The sequence below is a fragment of the Aurantibacter sp. UH7 genome (genome assembly GCF_056839165.1).
Genome location: NZ_CM166388.1, coordinates 1,010,019 through 1,027,706 on the forward strand (window position 1 = coordinate 1,010,019; position 17,688 = coordinate 1,027,706).

13 protein-coding genes and 1 tRNA gene are annotated in these 17,688 nt (G+C 34.1%); 5 read left to right on the forward strand and 9 right to left on the reverse strand.

The annotated features are described in order from the left end of the window. Positions 1-123: 123 nt before the first annotated feature. Both UH7x_RS04440 and UH7x_RS04445 read left to right on the forward strand, forming a co-directional pair. Complete coding sequence (locus UH7x_RS04440) at positions 124-294, forward strand: DUF6747 family protein (RefSeq protein ID WP_482363575.1); 171 nt, start codon at positions 124-126, stop codon at positions 292-294. Positions 295-415: 121 nt separating this feature from the next. Beyond that, a complete protein-coding gene (locus tag UH7x_RS04445; RefSeq protein ID WP_482362518.1) occupies positions 416-1,690 on the forward strand; it encodes a UDP-N-acetylmuramoyl-tripeptide--D-alanyl-D-alanine ligase in 1,275 nt (424 codons plus the stop codon). On the opposite strand, the gene UH7x_RS04450 is transcribed toward UH7x_RS04445, so the two are convergent. The 4 genes from UH7x_RS04450 to UH7x_RS04465 all read right to left on the reverse strand — a co-directional run bounded on the left by UH7x_RS04450 (position 1,682) and on the right by UH7x_RS04465 (position 4,096). Beyond that, on the reverse strand, positions 1,682-2,521 hold the full coding sequence (locus UH7x_RS04450; protein ID WP_482362519.1) for a mechanosensitive ion channel family protein: 840 nt from the start codon (positions 2,519-2,521) through the stop codon (positions 1,682-1,684). The genes UH7x_RS04445 and UH7x_RS04450 overlap by 9 nt on opposite strands. A 25-nt stretch (positions 2,522-2,546) precedes the next feature. Beyond that, positions 2,547-2,720, reverse strand: a complete 174-nt coding sequence (locus UH7x_RS04455) for a hypothetical protein (RefSeq protein WP_482362520.1) — start codon at positions 2,718-2,720, stop codon at positions 2,547-2,549. Then, positions 2,720-3,292 carry an RNA polymerase sigma factor gene (locus tag UH7x_RS04460; protein WP_482362521.1) on the reverse strand — a complete coding sequence of 191 codons (573 nt, stop codon included), beginning with the start codon at positions 3,290-3,292 and terminating at the stop codon, positions 2,720-2,722. Before UH7x_RS04460 ends, UH7x_RS04455 begins: the two co-directional genes overlap by 1 nt. Positions 3,293-4,021: 729 nt before the next feature. After that, a tRNA-Val gene (locus UH7x_RS04465) sits at positions 4,022-4,096 on the reverse strand. A gap of 195 nt (positions 4,097-4,291) precedes the next feature. Here UH7x_RS04465 and UH7x_RS04470 point away from each other — a divergent pair. The 3 genes from UH7x_RS04470 (at position 4,292) to UH7x_RS04480 (ending at position 10,508) form a co-directional block, all read left to right on the forward strand. Continuing rightward, positions 4,292-7,492: a DUF1553 domain-containing protein gene (locus UH7x_RS04470; RefSeq protein WP_482362522.1), complete on the forward strand. Its 3,201-nt coding sequence runs from the start codon at positions 4,292-4,294 to the stop codon at positions 7,490-7,492. An 80-nt stretch (positions 7,493-7,572) separates the two neighbouring features. Next, positions 7,573-8,970 carry a DUF1501 domain-containing protein gene (locus UH7x_RS04475; protein WP_482362523.1) on the forward strand — a complete coding sequence of 466 codons (1,398 nt, stop codon included), beginning with the start codon at positions 7,573-7,575 and terminating at the stop codon, positions 8,968-8,970. 167 nt (positions 8,971-9,137) lie between these two features. Beyond that, positions 9,138-10,508 carry a c-type cytochrome domain-containing protein gene (locus UH7x_RS04480; RefSeq protein WP_482362524.1) on the forward strand — a complete coding sequence of 457 codons (1,371 nt, stop codon included), beginning with the start codon at positions 9,138-9,140 and terminating at the stop codon, positions 10,506-10,508. Positions 10,509-10,514: 6 nt separating this feature from the next. Here UH7x_RS04480 and UH7x_RS04485 read toward each other — a convergent pair whose 3' ends face one another. The 5 genes from UH7x_RS04485 to UH7x_RS04505 form a co-directional block, all read right to left on the reverse strand. Continuing rightward, on the reverse strand, positions 10,515-10,697 hold the full coding sequence (locus tag UH7x_RS04485) for a CPXCG motif-containing cysteine-rich protein (protein ID WP_482362525.1): 183 nt from the start codon (positions 10,695-10,697) through the stop codon (positions 10,515-10,517). Between the two features lie 17 nt (positions 10,698-10,714). Then, positions 10,715-11,737, reverse strand: coding sequence for a Gfo/Idh/MocA family protein (locus UH7x_RS04490; RefSeq protein WP_482362526.1), 1,023 nt, complete (start codon positions 11,735-11,737; stop codon positions 10,715-10,717). 72 nt (positions 11,738-11,809) lie between these two features. Then, positions 11,810-13,177: a TolC family protein gene (locus UH7x_RS04495; protein WP_482362527.1), complete on the reverse strand. Its 1,368-nt coding sequence runs from the start codon at positions 13,175-13,177 to the stop codon at positions 11,810-11,812. Positions 13,178-13,251: 74 nt separating this feature from the next. Next, entirely contained in the window at positions 13,252-16,470 is a 3,219-nt protein-coding gene (locus UH7x_RS04500; protein WP_482362528.1) for an efflux RND transporter permease subunit, read from the reverse strand. Next, positions 16,470-17,606 carry an efflux RND transporter periplasmic adaptor subunit gene (locus UH7x_RS04505; RefSeq protein ID WP_482362529.1) on the reverse strand — a complete coding sequence of 379 codons (1,137 nt, stop codon included), beginning with the start codon at positions 17,604-17,606 and terminating at the stop codon, positions 16,470-16,472. Before UH7x_RS04505 ends, UH7x_RS04500 begins: the two co-directional genes overlap by 1 nt. Positions 17,607-17,688 lie beyond the last annotated feature (82 nt).

Genomic DNA, 17,688 nt, shown 5'->3' on the forward strand with positions numbered 1-17,688 from the left:
AATCAGTTCATCGAATAAATCAAATAAAAAGTAAGAATTTTCTTTCTTATAATGTAGCGTGATTAACATGATATATTTCGCCTCAAAAAAATAGAATTACAAACCCAAATTTTAATTCTTATGATGAAAAACTTACTATTAATTAAAGAGATTTATTTAGAAGCATTCAAAGACTTAGGATCTTTGTTCGCCAAACAATATTTAAAGGTATTTGCATGGTTCTGCCTTGCGAATTATTTCATAATGCTATACGCATTTGTTTTTAGGGTTTCGACTGGTTTCGCTTTTGAGTAGGTTACAAGAGCGATTTAAATTAAAGCACCCAGAAATGGGTGCTTTTTTTTGCATTAATCTCAAATCAAAAACTCGTAGCTTTGAATCTTAAATTGAAATTAATAGCTACAATTTTTATCTAATGACAATAGCCAAGCTTCACACTTTATTTTTAAAACATTCTACTATTTGTACTGATACTCGAAAAATCAACGAAGGTTGTATGTTTTTTTCTTTAAAGGGTGAAAACTTTAATGGCAATAAATATGCGGTACAGGCTATTGAAAAAGGAGCGAGTATTGCAATTGTTGATGAAGCTGAATATGCAATAAACAATCAAATTATTCTAGTCGAAGATGTTTTAAAAACGCTTCAAGAATTAGCAACATATCATAGAAAAAAATCTGATGCTAAAATTATAGCGCTTACAGGAAGTAACGGTAAAACCACTACCAAAGAATTAATTAATGCCGTACTTTCTAAAAAATATAAAACTACTGCCACTATAGGCAATTTAAACAATCATATTGGAGTGCCCTTAACTTTACTTTCTATAAAACCCGATACAGAAATTGCCATTGTTGAAATGGGTGCCAATCATCAAAAAGAAATAGAATTTTTATGTACCCTCGCCTTACCAGATTTTGGCTATATAACAAACTTTGGCAAAGCACATTTAGAAGGTTTTGGGGGAGAAGAGGGCGTAATTAAAGGTAAAAGTGAGCTGTATAAGTTTTTAATTGAAAACGACAAATCGATATTCATGAATGCGGATGATCAAATTCAACTGCAAATATTAAGTGGCTATGTCAAGAAATATGGTTTCAGTCAAAACCAACACGATTATTACAACATTAAGTTTATAGGAGCTAACCCGTTTGTTGAACTTAGTTTTGAAGATGAAACCATTACATCACAATTAATTGGTAGTTACAACTTCACTAATTGTTGCGCTGCAATATTAATGGGTAAGTATTTTAATGTACCATCTACTGATATTAATGCTGCAATAGCTGCTTATATACCGGAAAACAATCGATCACAATTAATCAATAAAAACGGACATAAAATAATTTTAGATGCTTACAATGCTAATCCTACTAGTATGTCTGCAGCTTTAAACAATTTTAAAGCAATGCATATTCCCAATAAAGTTATTATTTTAGGAGATATGTTTGAGCTTGGGAATTCCGCAAAAAAGGAACATCAAAATATTGCCGAAATTGCCGAAGCTATGTCTTTTGATAAAGTGATTTTGGTTGGTGCAAATTTCGCTAAAACCAACACCAAGAACCTCACATTTTCGAGCTTCGATTTACTAAAAGATTATCTCTTAGAAACTAAATTTTCTAATAGCAGCTTTCTAATTAAAGGATCTAGAGGCATGGCCTTAGAAAGAGTACTAGACTTACTTTAATGTCGTTTCGGTGACTTCAACTCTAGTATCAGTCACTTCATTTATGGGCACAACTACTTTTCCTGTTTCAGTTTTAATAGTAATAAAGATGGTATCAATCTTTTCTATAGTACCTTCAATATCTTTAGTTTTAATTTTATCACCCGTTGCATAGGTTTTTCGGGCATAAAAAGTTTTTAAAAGATTTGTAACCACATCTTTAGAACCTAAACCAAAACCTATTGCAAAAGCCAATAAAAAAGCTCCAATAATAAGAGAAAAGTTATTGGTAATTAACGAAGTATCAATACCCGCCTGATTTAATGATGTAATAGCAACAAAGATGGCAATGAGATAAAAAACTATAGAGCTAACTAATTTACCACCGCTAAAACCCATTGATTCAAAAACACCTAATAAAGCTTTTTTAATCAACTTTGCAGCAAACATGCCCACCATAAAAATGACCATTGCACTCAAAAGAATTGGCAAATAACGTAATAGGTTCGCAATTTCTTGAGAAATTACTGTAAGCTTCATTATATCGGCAGCAACTATGATAAAGACCATAGTCAAAATCCATTTAACAAAGGCCAACAATATTTTGCTGATATCAATTTTAAACTTACTATCCCCAAAAAGTTTAGCTTCATTTATCTTCTCGGATACTGTATCTAATTTAGCTACTTTGAAAACTTTTTTAAGAATAAACTTAGTTACCTTAATAATAATCCATCCGAAAACTAATACTACTATAGCACCAAATATATTTGGTAATGCAGAAGCAATATCCCGCATAATACCCATTAAGGTATCTGTTGCCATTTTCGTCCAATCATTCATTTGTTCCATGTTACTAGTTATTTATGTTTTCTAATTATTTTAAAGAATCGTTAATAGCCGATTTTATATTACACGTGAAAAGAGAGGCCATTTCCATAACCAACTTTGCATTTGCAATATCGCTCATTACTTTACTCTTCATGTTCGGCGGAACTTCATGTAGTGAACGTTCCAACTCCTCAAAAGGATTGTTTTTTTGTTCTTCCATTAATCCAATTTTTTATATATTTCTAAAATCCGAGCTTTAGCTCGCTTAAGTCTCATTTTTACTGCACTCTCACCAATTTGCAAGAGCTGCGTAAGCTCTTTTATAGGTATATCATCTTGATATTTTAGTAGGAGTAATTTTTTGTCTTCTGGGTCAATAAGTTCTAATGCACGCTTTAACTTTTCGGCCTGCATATTATAAAGACTATTATCACTAATAGTATCATCTACTCCAGATTCGTTATCAGAAATAGAATCCGAAGCATCACTAATTTTACGCTCTCTATTTCTATTTACATAGTTGACACAAAAATTATATGTAAATGAATACACCCAACTAGAGAATTTAGATTTTCCATTAAAGCTTGCCAACTTAATAAATAATTGTAGAAAAACATCTTGCGTTAAGTCTTCTGCCTCTTTCTGTGATTTAGAAAAGCCATAACATTTATTATAAATTCTTGTAGCGTATCTATCGTAAAGTTCACCGAACAATCCGGTGTTATTGTCTTTTACAATATTACGCACAAGCTCTTCATCGGTAAGTTTACCAGTGGCAATTGATGTTTCCAAATTTTATTTTAATTACTTCCTATATACTGTTTGACACCATTTTGACAAAAATGTCACATATATTTAGACTAAGGTAAGATTAAACCGTATAAATAGAAAGAGCCTCATTAAATGAGGCTCATTCTTACAACCAAAACTCAAAACTATTGAGGGAACTTCGTAATCTGAATTAGGGGGAACATCAATCCTGATTTCTTCGAACACCACAGTACTAAAATCTTGTGTATGTGTTAGTAATAGTCAATTACATAGTGATTGTATATTGTTCGGCCCTGGCTAGTGTTTATATAGTTAGGCCAACAATTTTTTTAATTTCTTATAGATTTTTTTTTAGCAATCAATGCTGGCAAATAATTTGTTTTCTCTTTTAGTCTCTCCTTATAATTAACAATAAAGTAAGATGGTAATATCATACATATTGCGATTAAGAAAATTAGTAAACCCATCATAGTAAATATTTCTAATTGAGAAATGTTAATCATTATTGTCAGTTTTCATATGCGTTCTATTTAATAAGACACCAACATTTTAAAGAAGTCACTTCTAGAGTCACTTTTTTTTGAAAAAAAATAAAAAAAGTGAATTTTGACAATAAAAAAAGCTTCCTAAAAGTTTTGGAAGCCCTATAAACTACACATCATGCCGCCGCAAAGCATAAGAGGAAACAGTTAAATCAAAAATTAAGGGCATTATACTGCCCCGAAGCATCGGGGGAAACGGTAACCTTAGTGGGTCATACTGGATTCGAACCGGTGACCTCTGCCCTGTCAAGGCAGCGCTCTAAACCAACTGAGCTAATAACCCAAACTACTTGTATTCTAATACTGAAGAGTAAAAATAAATAAAAGTTATGATTAACATCACATTCTATATTTGATATTAATCAACTCCTAAATCTAGACAATAACTGTACAATAGAATTTAATTATAGCTATTCAACCTTCATTTATAAGATATCCTCCAAAAAAATGTATTTTTATATACACCACTAAATAAAAAATGAAAATTCAATATTTAATAGTTTGTTTTTTTGCAATTCTGATAACATCTTGTTCTGTCAACTTACCAGAAGATGTTAGTAGTGCTTATGAGGAACTTCCAGAAACTTTAGATTTTAACTTTGACATTAAGCCTATTTTATCAGATCGGTGTTACAACTGCCATGGACCAGATGACAATACAAGACAAGCAGATTTAAGACTTGATATAGAGCAAGAAGCTTTCAAGAAACTAGAAAGTGGCAATTATGCCTTTGTTGCTGGCAATCCAAAAAAAAGTGAGATTGTAGTACGAATTTTGAGCAACGACACAGAAATTCAAATGCCACCCAAAGATTCACATCTATCATTAACCGCTCATGAAAAGGCTATGATAGTAAAATGGATTGAGCAGGGTGCTGTTTGGAAAGATCATTGGGCATTTATAAAACCTAATAAAGCAAAATTACCCAATGTAAAATCTAATAATTGGCCTGTAAAAAATGCAATTGACAATTTTGTTTATCAAACATTGGAGCAAAAAGAATTTGAACCTTCATCTCAGGCTGATAAGGAACGTCTATTGCGCCGCGTATCGATGGACTTAACCGGCCTTCCTCCTTCTATTTCTCAATTAGATGCTTTTTTAAATGATAAAAATCCTGATGCTTATGAGGAGGTTGTTGATAGATTACTAGCTTCAGATGCCATTGCCGAACGCCTAGCAGTAGATTGGATGGATCTCTCTCGCTATGCCGATTCTCATGGTTTGCATGCGGACGGATGGCGCTTAATGTGGCCCTGGCGTGATTGGGTTATAAATTCATTTAAAGAAAATAGACCCTATAATGAATTTGTTACTTGGCAACTTGCTGGTGACCTTTTACCAAACCCCACTAAACAACAAAAATTAGCTACGGCTTTTAATAGAAATCATCCAATGACCGCAGAAGGCGGTGCTATTGAAGAGGAATTTCGTTTAAATTATGTTTGGGATCGTGCTGAAACAGTTGGCACAGCCCTTATGGGCTTAACGGTTGCATGTGCGCGATGTCATGACCATAAATTCGATCCCATTTCACAGAAAGATTACTTTCAATTAACTGCATTCTTTAATAATGTAAAAGAATTAGGGATGACTGGTGATGATGGTAATTACGGTCCAATGTTAGCACTACCCGATGAAGAAACACAAGCTAATTTAAAAAAAGTTGAAGAGATTATTAATGAAAAAGTAAGTCAATTAAAATTGACTAAAAAAGAACTTCAAGATCTTGATTCATTTATAGCAAAAATGCCTTCCAACACAAAAGAAAATGAATTAATAGGCCACTACCCTCTTGACAAGATTAGTAAAAGTGGCGAAAACTATATTGTAGATAACAATACTAAAGTAACTGCCTCTAAAACTCCTGAAATAGTTAACGGTAAAAAAGGAAAAGCATTCGTCTTTACTGGAGAATATGATGAAGTCTATTTAAGAGACACTCCAAATTTCGAATTAAATGATAAATTTTCCGCGGCACTTTGGTTAAAAACCACCAAACGAGAAAAAGGAAAAACACAACAATTAATTGGCACTTCGGGAGAGAAAAATAACTATTGGAGTGGCTGGGATTTTTATTTAGATAGTCTAAATCACTTAAACGCAAGACTTATACATTCGCTCCCTCATAATTATATTCAAGTAAAATCTAAAGATTCTTTAAAGATAAATAATTGGAAACATGTTGCTTTCACCTATGATGGCTCAGGAAAAGCTGAAGGGTTAACACTTTTTATAAATGGAAAAAAAACAGAAACCGTAATTCCTTATAATCACTTATATAAATCGATTAAAACTTTACAATCTGCTGTGCATGGCATAGAAACCAGACCGGTAAAAGTCGCTAAAAGTTATCGAAGTTTTACTGGCGAGTATGGTATATTTAAAGGTGCGCTTGATGATATTTTTATGTATTCCAAAGAGCTAACACCCTTTGAGATTGAATCTTTAGCTTCAGATTCCCCACCAAAACCAAGCAAAGAACAAATAGCAGAAGTCACTACAAAGCAAGCCCCAGATATACTAAAATTAGAAGAGGAATTAAAAGGTTTAAGAGGCGAATGGCTCAATTTAATGCAACCAGTAATGGAAGTTATGGTGATGGAGGAAATGCCAGAAAAAAGAAAAGCATTTGCCTATAATCGTGGAGATTACGAACAACCCATGTATGAAGTTAATGCGAATACCCCAGAAGTACTGCCTGCTTTTCCTGAAAACACACCTAAAAATAGATTAGGTCTGGCAAAGTGGATTTTCTCAGAGGACAATCCGTTAACAGCAAGAGTAACAGTAAACCGATATTGGCAAATGATTTTTGGTAAAGGATTAGTATCAACACCGCAAGATTTTGGTGTACAAGGGGCATTACCAACACACCCCGAATTATTAGATTGGCTAGCTGTAGATTTTGTAGAAAACAATTGGGATATAAAGACACTTTTGAAAACTATGGTAATGTCGCATACCTATAGACAAAGCTCAAAAACAACAAAAGAACTATTAGAAAAAGACCCAAATAATATTTACTTAGCAAGAAGTAATAGCTACCGCTTACCTGCTGAAATGATCCGCGACAATGCGCTAGCAGCTAGCGGCCTTCTAGTACAACATTTAGGTGGCGAAAGCGTGAAACCTTATCAACCAAAAAATCTATGGATTGAAAAGAATAGTTTCTCCCACAAATTATTAAACTATAAAGAATCTGAAGGTGATAACTTATATAGAAGAGGACTATATACTTTTATCCGACGGACATCTCCGCATCCGGCTATGACAGCTTTTGATGCTCCTTCGAGAGAGGTTTGTATAGTTAAAAGAGAAAATACCAACACACCATTACAGGCTTTAGTTCTTATGAATGACATACAATTTGTGGAAGCCTCAAAAATGCTGGCTGAACGGATGGTTTTAGAAGGCGGTAGTACTTTAGACGATCAAATAGCTTATGGTTTTCGATTGGCTGTTAGCAGAAAACCTAAAGCAGCAGAAACTACAATACTTAAAGAGTTATTCGAAACTCAAAACATAAGATTTCAAAATAATCCTGCTGAGGCACGCGAGCTTTTATCTGTAGGTAATAAAAAAATAAATAACGCTCATATTAATGAAGAAACAGCAGCGCTCACCATGGTAGCGAATACTATTCTTAATCATGATGAAGCTTACATGAAACGTTAATACAGTTAAACAAAATGTGTACACACAATCATAAAAAAAATTATACAAGACGCGACTTCCTAACAAAGACAAGTTTAGGCATGGGAGCATTATCTATGGCATCTATGTTAGATCCTATGGACTTATTTGCAGGAAGCAAACAAGATTTGACTAGCGCTCTTGGTGGTGGAGGAATATTGGGGCAACCTCATTTTCCTGCTAAAGTAAAACGTGTAATTTATTTATTTCAAAGTGGTGCACCATCGCAATTAGATCTTTTTGATTACAAGCCGTTATTAAATAAAATGCAAGGGCAAGATTTGCCAAAAAGTGTACAAGGTGAACAACGTTTAACAGGAATGTCTTCGGGCCAGGCAACATTACCTATTGCAGGAACTGTTTTCGATTTTAAACAGCATGGTGATAGTGGCGCATGGATGTCTGATTTAATGCCACATACTGCGAAAATAGTCGACGAGCTTTGCTTTATTAAATCGATGTATACAGAAGCTATTAATCATGATCCGGCAGTGACATTTTTTCAAACTGGATCTCAACTACCAGGCAGACCTTCTATAGGTTCTTGGGTAAGTTATGGTTTAGGTACCGACAATAAAAATTTACCCGAATTTGTAGTTTTAGTAACTAAAGACAAATATGGCCAACCCTTGTATTCAAGATCATGGGGCAACGGTTTTTTACCCTCGCAGCATCAGGGCGTACAATTTAGATCAGGTAAAGACCCAGTTCTTTATTTAACCAATCCTCCTGGAATAGACGGTAAAAGTAGACGCGAACAACTAGATCATCTTCAAAAATTAGAACAACTAAATCATAATGATGTAGGAGATCCAGAAATTCTAGCACGAATGGCTCAGTATGAAATGGCTTTTCGTATGCAAACTTCTGTTCCGGAAATAATGGATACAAAAGATGAAACAGATGCTACATATAAAATGTATGGTGAAGACAGTCGTAAGCCTGGCACTTACGCTGCCAACTGCATTCTAGCACGTAGATTGGCCGAACGCGATGTAAAATTCATTCAGCTTTATCATCAAGGTTGGGATCAACATGGCAATTTACCTAATGCCATTAAAAGACAATGTAAAGAAACTGACCAAGCCACTGCAGCGTTAATTACAGATTTAAAACAACGCGGTATGCTCGAAGACACATTAGTAATATGGGGAGGGGAATTTGGAAGGACAAATTATTCTCAAGGTAAATTAACTCCAGATAATTTTGGAAGAGATCATCATCCAAAATGTTTTACCATATTTATGGCTGGTGCAGGCATCAAGAAAGGTTTTACTTTAGGAGCAACTGATGATTTTGGTTATAATGTTGCTCAACGCCCAGTTCATGTACATGATTTTCAAGCAACTTTAATGCATTTATTAGGAGTAGACCACGAACGTTTAACCTTTAAATTTCAGGGTAGAAGATATCGTCTTACAGATGTACATGGAGATGTAGTAAAAGAAGTTTTGGCATAATTATTATGAAAAAAATAATTTGAATACCAATGGTCAGGTTATCATATTAAAATTTGCCATTGGAATAAACACAAAAGTAAAAATTAGTAACACAGATGGCATCAGTATTTGATGCTGAATCATTTTGAATAAACCGGATTTAATAATCACACCAAATATAAGTTTGCATGTTAGCATTAGAGTTTTCAACATTTTTAGGCCGTTTCCATCCACTATTCGTTCATTTACCTATCGGGTTTTTAATCTTGGCCATTTTATTAGAATGGTTTGAGAATTTTCGAAAAGTTGAAACTCAGAGTAAACTAATTCCGATTGCATGGCTTTTAGGAGCTCTTAGTGCAGCAGCAGCAGCCTTTTCTGGTTGGTGGCTAGGTGAAACTGGGCTTTACGAAGAAGACATGCTATTTTCGCATCGTTGGCTTGGTATTGCACTTGTTCTATTTGCCTTTGTGGGATGGCGGTTAAAAATGAAACCGAATTCCTATTCTAAATTAATTCAGAACGGATTCAACATTGTGATATTACTCATGCTTTCAATTGAAGGGCATAAAGGAGGAAATCTAACTCATGGTGAAACATATTTAACGGAATATGCTCCAGAATCGGTACAAAGTATTTTAGGGGTATCAGCTAAAAAAGATTCCTTAATACTGTTGGGCACTCCAGATTCAGTTTTAGTATATACAGATTTAATTGAACCAATTTTTGAAGCAAAATGTATTGCATGTCACAATGATGAAGCTAAAAGAGGTGGACTAAACATGGCTCATGCCGATTCATTACAACTTGGTGGTGATGGTGGTCTAGCAATTGCACCTGGCAATCTAGAAGAAAGTGAATTATTTAGACGTATTACACTACCGCAGAAGAACATTAAATTTATGCCTCCAACAAATAATGCGCTAACATATGATGAAATAAAAACTGTAGAATGGTGGATTAGCAAAGGAGCTTCTTTTGAAGACCCCGCTTCTGCATTTGCAGTAGATGAAAATATAAAGCCCGTTTTATTAAGAAGGTTCGGTCTTGATACTGACCCAAAACCATGGTATGAAACTGTAACCATAACTCCTGCAGATAGTACGCAGATTGCTGATTTATTAAACGAAGGTTTTACTGTAAATACTCTAGGCGCAACAAATCCGCTTTTAGATATAAAATACTCAGGAAACGACTTAACGCAAGAAAAAATTAAAGCGTTAGAAGCCGTTAAAAATCACATTACTTGGTTATCATTAGCCCGAACAAATGTTGAAAGCGATTGGCTAGCTTCGTTCACTGGATTTACTAATTTAACACGACTTCAATTAGAGAATACGGGAATCACTGACAAAGGAATTTCTTATTTAGCAGGGTTAAAGCATTTAGAATCTTTAAACTTATATGGCACTAATGTCACAGATGAATGTCTATCAAACATTGAAAAAATAGGAAGCCTAAAACGTGTTTATCTATGGGGAACTAAAGTAAATGTAGAAACTGCTAAAAACATTTCTGAAAATAAAAAAGACTTAGAGATTATTCTAGGTGAGGGATAATTTTAATTATTGTCCTAATTCTATTATATCGAAAGCTGTTAATTCACCCATAGTAAAAGTTGTTGTAATTTCTATTGGATTACAACATACTTCGCAGTCTTCTACATAAGTCTGTTGTTGTATTGAAGTATCCATCAGCATAGATATTTGTTCCCAACAGTAGGGGCATTGAAAAAAATGTTCATACATTATATTCGTCTTTTAATTTAAAGCCGAACTAATTTCTCTTCTTCAGAAGAACGATAAAATGCTGTAATTACCGCAACAGCTTTTTTAGCTTCTGCACCATCTACCATTGGTTTTCCGTTTTCTTTTATTGCAGTAATCATGTCTGAAATAACAGTTTTATGATTTTCATGACCAATACTCGTTGGGTCAGATGCCCCACTACCATCATTAGAAGCATTCATTAACTGAGGTTTCACAGTATCGAGTACATTCCATTGAATTATTTTACCTCCTTCAAGTATAATACTACCTTTCTCTCCATAAATTTCAAGACGTTCAGAATACCCTGGATAAAGAGCTGTACCACCGGTAATAGTACCAATAGCACCACTTTTAAAATTCAATACACCAATTCCAACATCTTCTCCTTCTATTGAGTGTACCATTGTTTTTACATTACCAAAAACAGATTTTACATCTCCCATTAAATTCAATAATAAATCGATAGTGTGAATTCCTTGGTTCATAAAAGCAGCACCCCCATCAAAACGCTTGGTACCACGCCAAGGATTTGTGGCATAATATTCTTTATTTCTATACCAATTAATATGGGCATTACCCATAAGTAATTTTCCAAGCTTCCCATCTTTTATGGTTTGCTCAGCGAGCATATAATCTTTACTACATCTATTTTGTAAAACGCAGCCTAATATTACATTGTTAGTTTTACAGCTTTCAATAACCTCATCTATTTTTTCTGTAGTAACTTCTAAAGGTTTTTCACTTAAGATATGTTTGCCAGCACTAGCAGCCTTAATTATGGCTTCACCGTGATTGCCACTTTCGTTACAGACACATATTAATTGAATTTCTGGTAAGGCAAGTAATTTATCAATATCGTCAAATACCGGTATTCCAAATTTTTTCTCAACCTCAGCAACTCTTGAAGAAGATTTTGTGTAGAGCGCTAGCAATTCAGCGCCATCTAATTCTGAAATACATTTTTTATACGTGTTTACAATTGATCCAGTTCCAATTATTCCAACTCCAATTTTGGCCATTTACATTTTATTTAGCCACAAAAGATAGCTTTTTTTAAACGTCAAAACAAGAATGAAAAAGCTGTAACTATACTAAATTTCAACATTTAATAATTGTCCTGTTAATTGTAATAATTGTAACTCAGCCAATTTTGCATCGTACTTAGCAAGGTTCTTATTTGTTTGGGCGTTAAGCAAATTTATTTGTGCTTGTCTAAATTCTATCGAAGTTATTTGTCCCAATTGAAATTGTTCTTTTGAGCGTTCAAAATTATTGATATTTGTTATAACATTTTGCTCTTGAATTTGAAAAATACTCAACCGGTTTTCATAAATAGTTCTTGCGTTTTGCAAGTCTCTATTAACCTCTAAAAGTATTTGTTCTTTCAAAAACTCTTGATTTTCGTAAGCAATTTTTGCATTTTTCACTTGTACAGTTGTACTCCCACCATCAAAAAGATTCCATGATAAACTCGCGCCCAATGCGAAATTCCGTGTATTTTCATTATTGGTTCCTGGAAAGAATGCGGATGCTGCAGATTGATTTAATCCCCACCCATAAGTACCTGACACACCTAAAGTTGGCAAATAACCAGATTTACTCACTTTAATGTCGTAGGCATTAATATTTAAGTTCCGCTCGGTTTGCAATAAGGCAACATTATTTATATCAACTTGCGACATGTACTCTTCAAGTTTAATTTTAGGAATAAAATTCACTAATGTATCTACCTCATATACTCTGTTTAAATCTTGACTTAGTAATACACTTAAATCGCGTTTAGCGTTTTGTAGTTGTTGCTTTGCATTTAACAAATTAATACTATCATTTGTAACATCGACTTGAGCATTTAAAATATCAAGCTTTGTATTTTGACCATATTCAAAAGCATATTCGGCACGTGTTATACGTTGTGTAGAAGTTTCTAAAGTCTGCTGTAATACATTTTCATTTTCTGTGAGCCTCGCAATTTCGAAATAAACACTGAACAATTCCAAAACCGTATTTTCTATTGTTTCTCTTGCCTGTAATTCGCTTAATTGATATTGTTCTTTCAAACGCTTGTAGTTATAAAAACGCCCTAAGCCATCAAATAATGTATAATTAGCGGTTAGTGCAGTGCTATAATTTTGTGCCTCAGCCTTATAAAGTTCGGCATCTGGAAAAGGTCTTGTCTCCCCAGTATCTGGATCTGTTTCAAGTCGACCTGGAAATTCTATCTGGTTATCGTTTCTACCATAATTAGCGGTAGCACTTCCAGTAAGGGTGGGTAAAAAACCTGAATTAAGCACACTTTTGTTGTTTTCTGCTATTGCTACCTGGTTTTTTGCAACCATAATACCAAAATTATTTTCCAATGCTAATTGTACAGCTTCTTCTTTAGAAAGTAAATTTTCTTGTGCAAAAAAAGTACTGGTGGTTAATAATAAAAGCAATGTACTTAAATATAAATTTTTCATTTTTATATGCATTCTAAATCTTTGTAGAATTAAAATTAATTTTCGCCTGAAAATGAGGGTCGAAAACATTTACTTTATGGTCTGGCTTTTTGTCCTTGTAAATGCAAATCATCTTGTTGTTCTTTAATAGCTCTTTCCACCTCTTCTTTAGTAATGTCTTTACCAGAAATCAACCATTTTGTAATTACTTTCATCTTATTACTAAAAGATAAAAACAGCGGTAAAACCATGAGTGTTAAAACCGTGGCAAAGCCAATACCATATGCAATTGAAATTGCCATTGGCTTTAAAAATTGCGCCTGTCTACTTGTCTCAAACAATAATGGAGTTAAACCTGCAATAGTTGTAATTGAAGTTAAAAATATTGCTCTAAATCTCGATTTACCAGCTTCGAATATTGCATCGTCGAATTTCATTCCATCACGCAGGTTGGTATTAAACTTACCAATTAAGACCAGCCCATCATTCACCATAATTCCTATTAAGGCAATAATACCTAGTAGTGACAAAATATTGACAGGAAAATCGTGTATCCAATGGCCCCAAACAACAGCTGTTAAACTAAACGGAATTAATAAAATTAGCATTAGTGGCTGACTAAAGCTTCTAAAAGTAAAGGCGATAGTTATGTAAATTAATGCGAGTACTGTTAAACCAACAAATTTCAAAGACCCAACAAGCTTGCCTTGCTCCCTACTTTGTCCTTCATACGATGCCGTTACTGAGTGATATTTAGATTGTATTTCGGGCATAATTTCTTCCCGTATTTGAGTCATAACATCTGTAGGGCTATCTCTAGGATCCTTCATATCTGCTGACACCTGTATTTCACGTCTACCTTCTAATCTATTAATTGCTACATCTCCTCTTTCTATTACATAAGTGGCAATTTCTTTTAATGGAACTCTATCGCCACTCGGAGTAACTATTCGCATTTCGTCTAAATCTGCAATTGAAGAACGATTCTCTCGATCGTAACGCACCCAAACCCGTATTTCATCTTGCCCTCTTTGAAAACGCTGTGCTTGAGAACCAAAGAAACCAGCACGAACTTGATTCATTATACTTCTTAAATCAAGTCCTAATAAATAGGCATTCTCCTTTAATTGCAATCTTATTTCTTTAATACCAGCTGGGTCATTATCTGCAATATCTTTTAGGGTAGGATTATTTATTAAAACCGTTTTCAATTCTAGTTTAGCCGCTTTTAACTCTTCTATATTATTTCCTAATAGCGAAACAGAAACTGGTGACCCACCAAAATTACCACCAGAACCGTAAATAAGACTTTCAACGCCAATTACAGGACCAACTAATTCTTGTAGTCTACTAGTAATTAAATCTGCCTTAACAGCATCTGGTCTTTCTTCACCTGGCAAAAGGTTAATGGTTAGTGTAGCCGCAGAAGATCCAGGACCTACCTTTTTAATTACATTTTCAAAAAGAATTTTATCCGTACCCGCTAAGTACTTTTTGGTTAATTCTTGGTTAACAATTTCAGCCTTCTCTTCTATTAGTGAAATAATTGAATCTGTAACTTTTTCATTCGTACCATTTGGCATCAATAATTCAATAGATGCTCTATCACTAGCTACCCTAGGAAAAAATGCAGTTCTTACTATACCGCCACCCACAGAACCCAGGGTTAAAATTAGAGCCATACCAAAAATTCCAAAGGTCAATACTTTATAACTCAACGTGAATTTCAATGCAGGCGCATACAAATTATCACGCATCCATTTCATAAATCTATCGCCCATCTCATTAATAATTCGCAACTTGGCGAATGCTCTACCTATTGCGGTCTTAGGAGTTTTCTCTGCGGGTTGCAATGCTTTTGAATGTGCTAAATGCGCGGGCAATATAATTAACGCTTCAACCAGCGATACTACTAGGGTCAAGATTACTATAACCGAAACTTCACCAAAGAACTCACCTATTCTACTATCTAAAAACAAGAATATAGAAAACGCCAGAATAGTTGTTATTATGGCAGAGATAATAGGTGGTAATACTTCTAAAGTTCCATCGATAGCTGCATTTACAGGAGATTTTCCTTTTTCGTAATGCTGGTATATATTCTCGGCTATTACAATTCCATCATCGACGAGAATACCAATTACGATAATCATACCAAATAATGAAAGCACATTGATAGTTACATCAAAGAAGCCTGCGAATATAAACATCCCTAAGAATGCTATTGGAAGTCCAAAAGCTACCCAAAATGCCAAACGCGTGTTTAAAAACAAAGACAAAAAGATGAGTACTAATAACATCCCTTGCCATGCATTAGTTATTAGAAGTTGCGTTCTACCCTTTAAGGTTTCAGATAAATCACTGACAATACTAAGCGTTACATTATCATACTTTTGGTTAAATTCTTCGATATATATTTTAACGTTATCCGCAGAAGTAATTAGATCCTCTGTATTTGTACTTGTGATAGTAGTACTAACAGATAGGTTTCCATTAAAATAAGAAGCATTAGGGGTTTCAGAGAATCGATCTCTAATTTCAGCAACATCCTTTAAACGAACTGTTTGTCCAGACGCATCTGCCCTAACGATAATATTTGATAATTCGTCACCATAGTACGAACGGTTATTTGCTCTAATAAGATACTCTTCTGCATTGGTTTTAATATTACCACCAGTAACTAGAATATTGGCATTAGCAACAGCCTGTGAAACTTCTGTAAAAGATATATTATATGCCAAAAGACTATTTTCGTTTACAGCGATTTCAATTTCTTCATCGGGATAGCCAGAAATTTCTATTTGCGAAATACCCTCAATCGCCCGAATATCATTTTCAACTTCTCTACCAATCTGTTTTAACGTTGCTAAAGGTATTTTCTCACCGCTAATAGCAAAGCTTATTGTTTGGCGCACTACCTCAAGTTTAGAAACTATGAGAGGTTCCATACCCGTTGGAAAAGTTGGCACTCTATCAACAGCGTTTTTGACTTCAAGCAACATAAAGTCAATATCTCTGCCTTTTTCTATTTCTACATTAATACTACCACTATTTTCTCTAGAGGTAGATGTAACTCGATCTACACCTTCTAAACCTTTTAAGTTATCTTCTATTTTTAAAACAATTCCTTCCTCAATTTCTTGAGGTGAGGCTCCAGGATATGTAATTGCAATGGCAATATTTTTTGAATCTGTAAGCGGAAAAAACGATGATTTAAGTGAAACAGCACCTACAATACCGAAAACAGCGAAGGCCAATATCACAACAGTAACCGCTACATGATACCGAATAAAATACTCTATAACTTTCCGCATTATTTATCAGTATTTGTTGGTTTGTCTTCGAAGATTCTTACGGCCATACCTGTGTAAGCTCCTAAAATCGGTTTAGAAACTATAACTGTACCATCGGGCACTTCTTTTAACACCACTTTTTTATCCGAAAAATAAACAGGCTTTACATCAATTAAATCCAAAATGGTATCTCTAACCACAAATATCTTATCACCTTCAAGCAAAAGACCTCTATCAACTTCTATAGCATCAGTTTCATTTCTTGCATCTAGGTTAGCCTCCAAATACATTCCTTCACGCAGATCACTATTTTTGACTTCAATAAATGCCTTTATTGTCTGTGATGCCTGATCAACTCTTCCATTTATTCGGGCTACTTTACCTACATACTTTTTAGATTCATCTAAAGTGGACAATTCTACACTCTCCCCAATCTTTAATAAATCACTAAAATTTTTACTAACCGCAACTTCTAATTCATAAAAATCGGTATTGATAAACTCACCTAGTTTTTGACCAGATCGTACAAGTGTACCTTCAGTTACTAATGTTTCTGTTAGTACGCCACTAAAAGGAGCAGCAATTCTATATTTTGAAAGTCGCTGTTCAAGATTTTTAACATTATAAAAACCTGTAAGTATTCCACGACCGCTAATAAAAAACTTTTCTTTTTCAGAAACCATTTCAGGTAAATCTGGAGTTGGTTTATTTAAATCGAATCCACTTAAATAAGATTGCCATTTAGGAAATATGTCTGGATAATCTAATCGTAAATCGGGCATTATTGCTGTTACCTGATTATATAAATTACTTTTAGCAGATTGCACACTTGCACTATATTCAGAAGCATCTATTCGTATTATAGTTTCACCCGCTCTAAAGTTTTCCCCGGTTTTAAACAACTTATTCCCTCTTTTAAACACTCCTTGAACCTCAGCATAAAGTTCAACTCTATTCTTGGCTACAAGATTACCATTAGCTGGTACTACAATAGCCACATCTGAGTTTTCAACGACTTCAGCAAATACAGTTTTAACCACTTTTTGAGCCTTTGGCTTAAAACTTTTTTTACTGTCTACTATTAGGTTTGCAGCATAAAAGGCACCTATTATCAATAGGACACCAAGTATTGATAGTATAATTTTTCTAGTATTCATGTATTGGTTTAGAAGATTGATTCCTTATAAGATTACAAAACTATCTAATAGTTTAAGCTATTAAAGTTAAACATATCTTAAA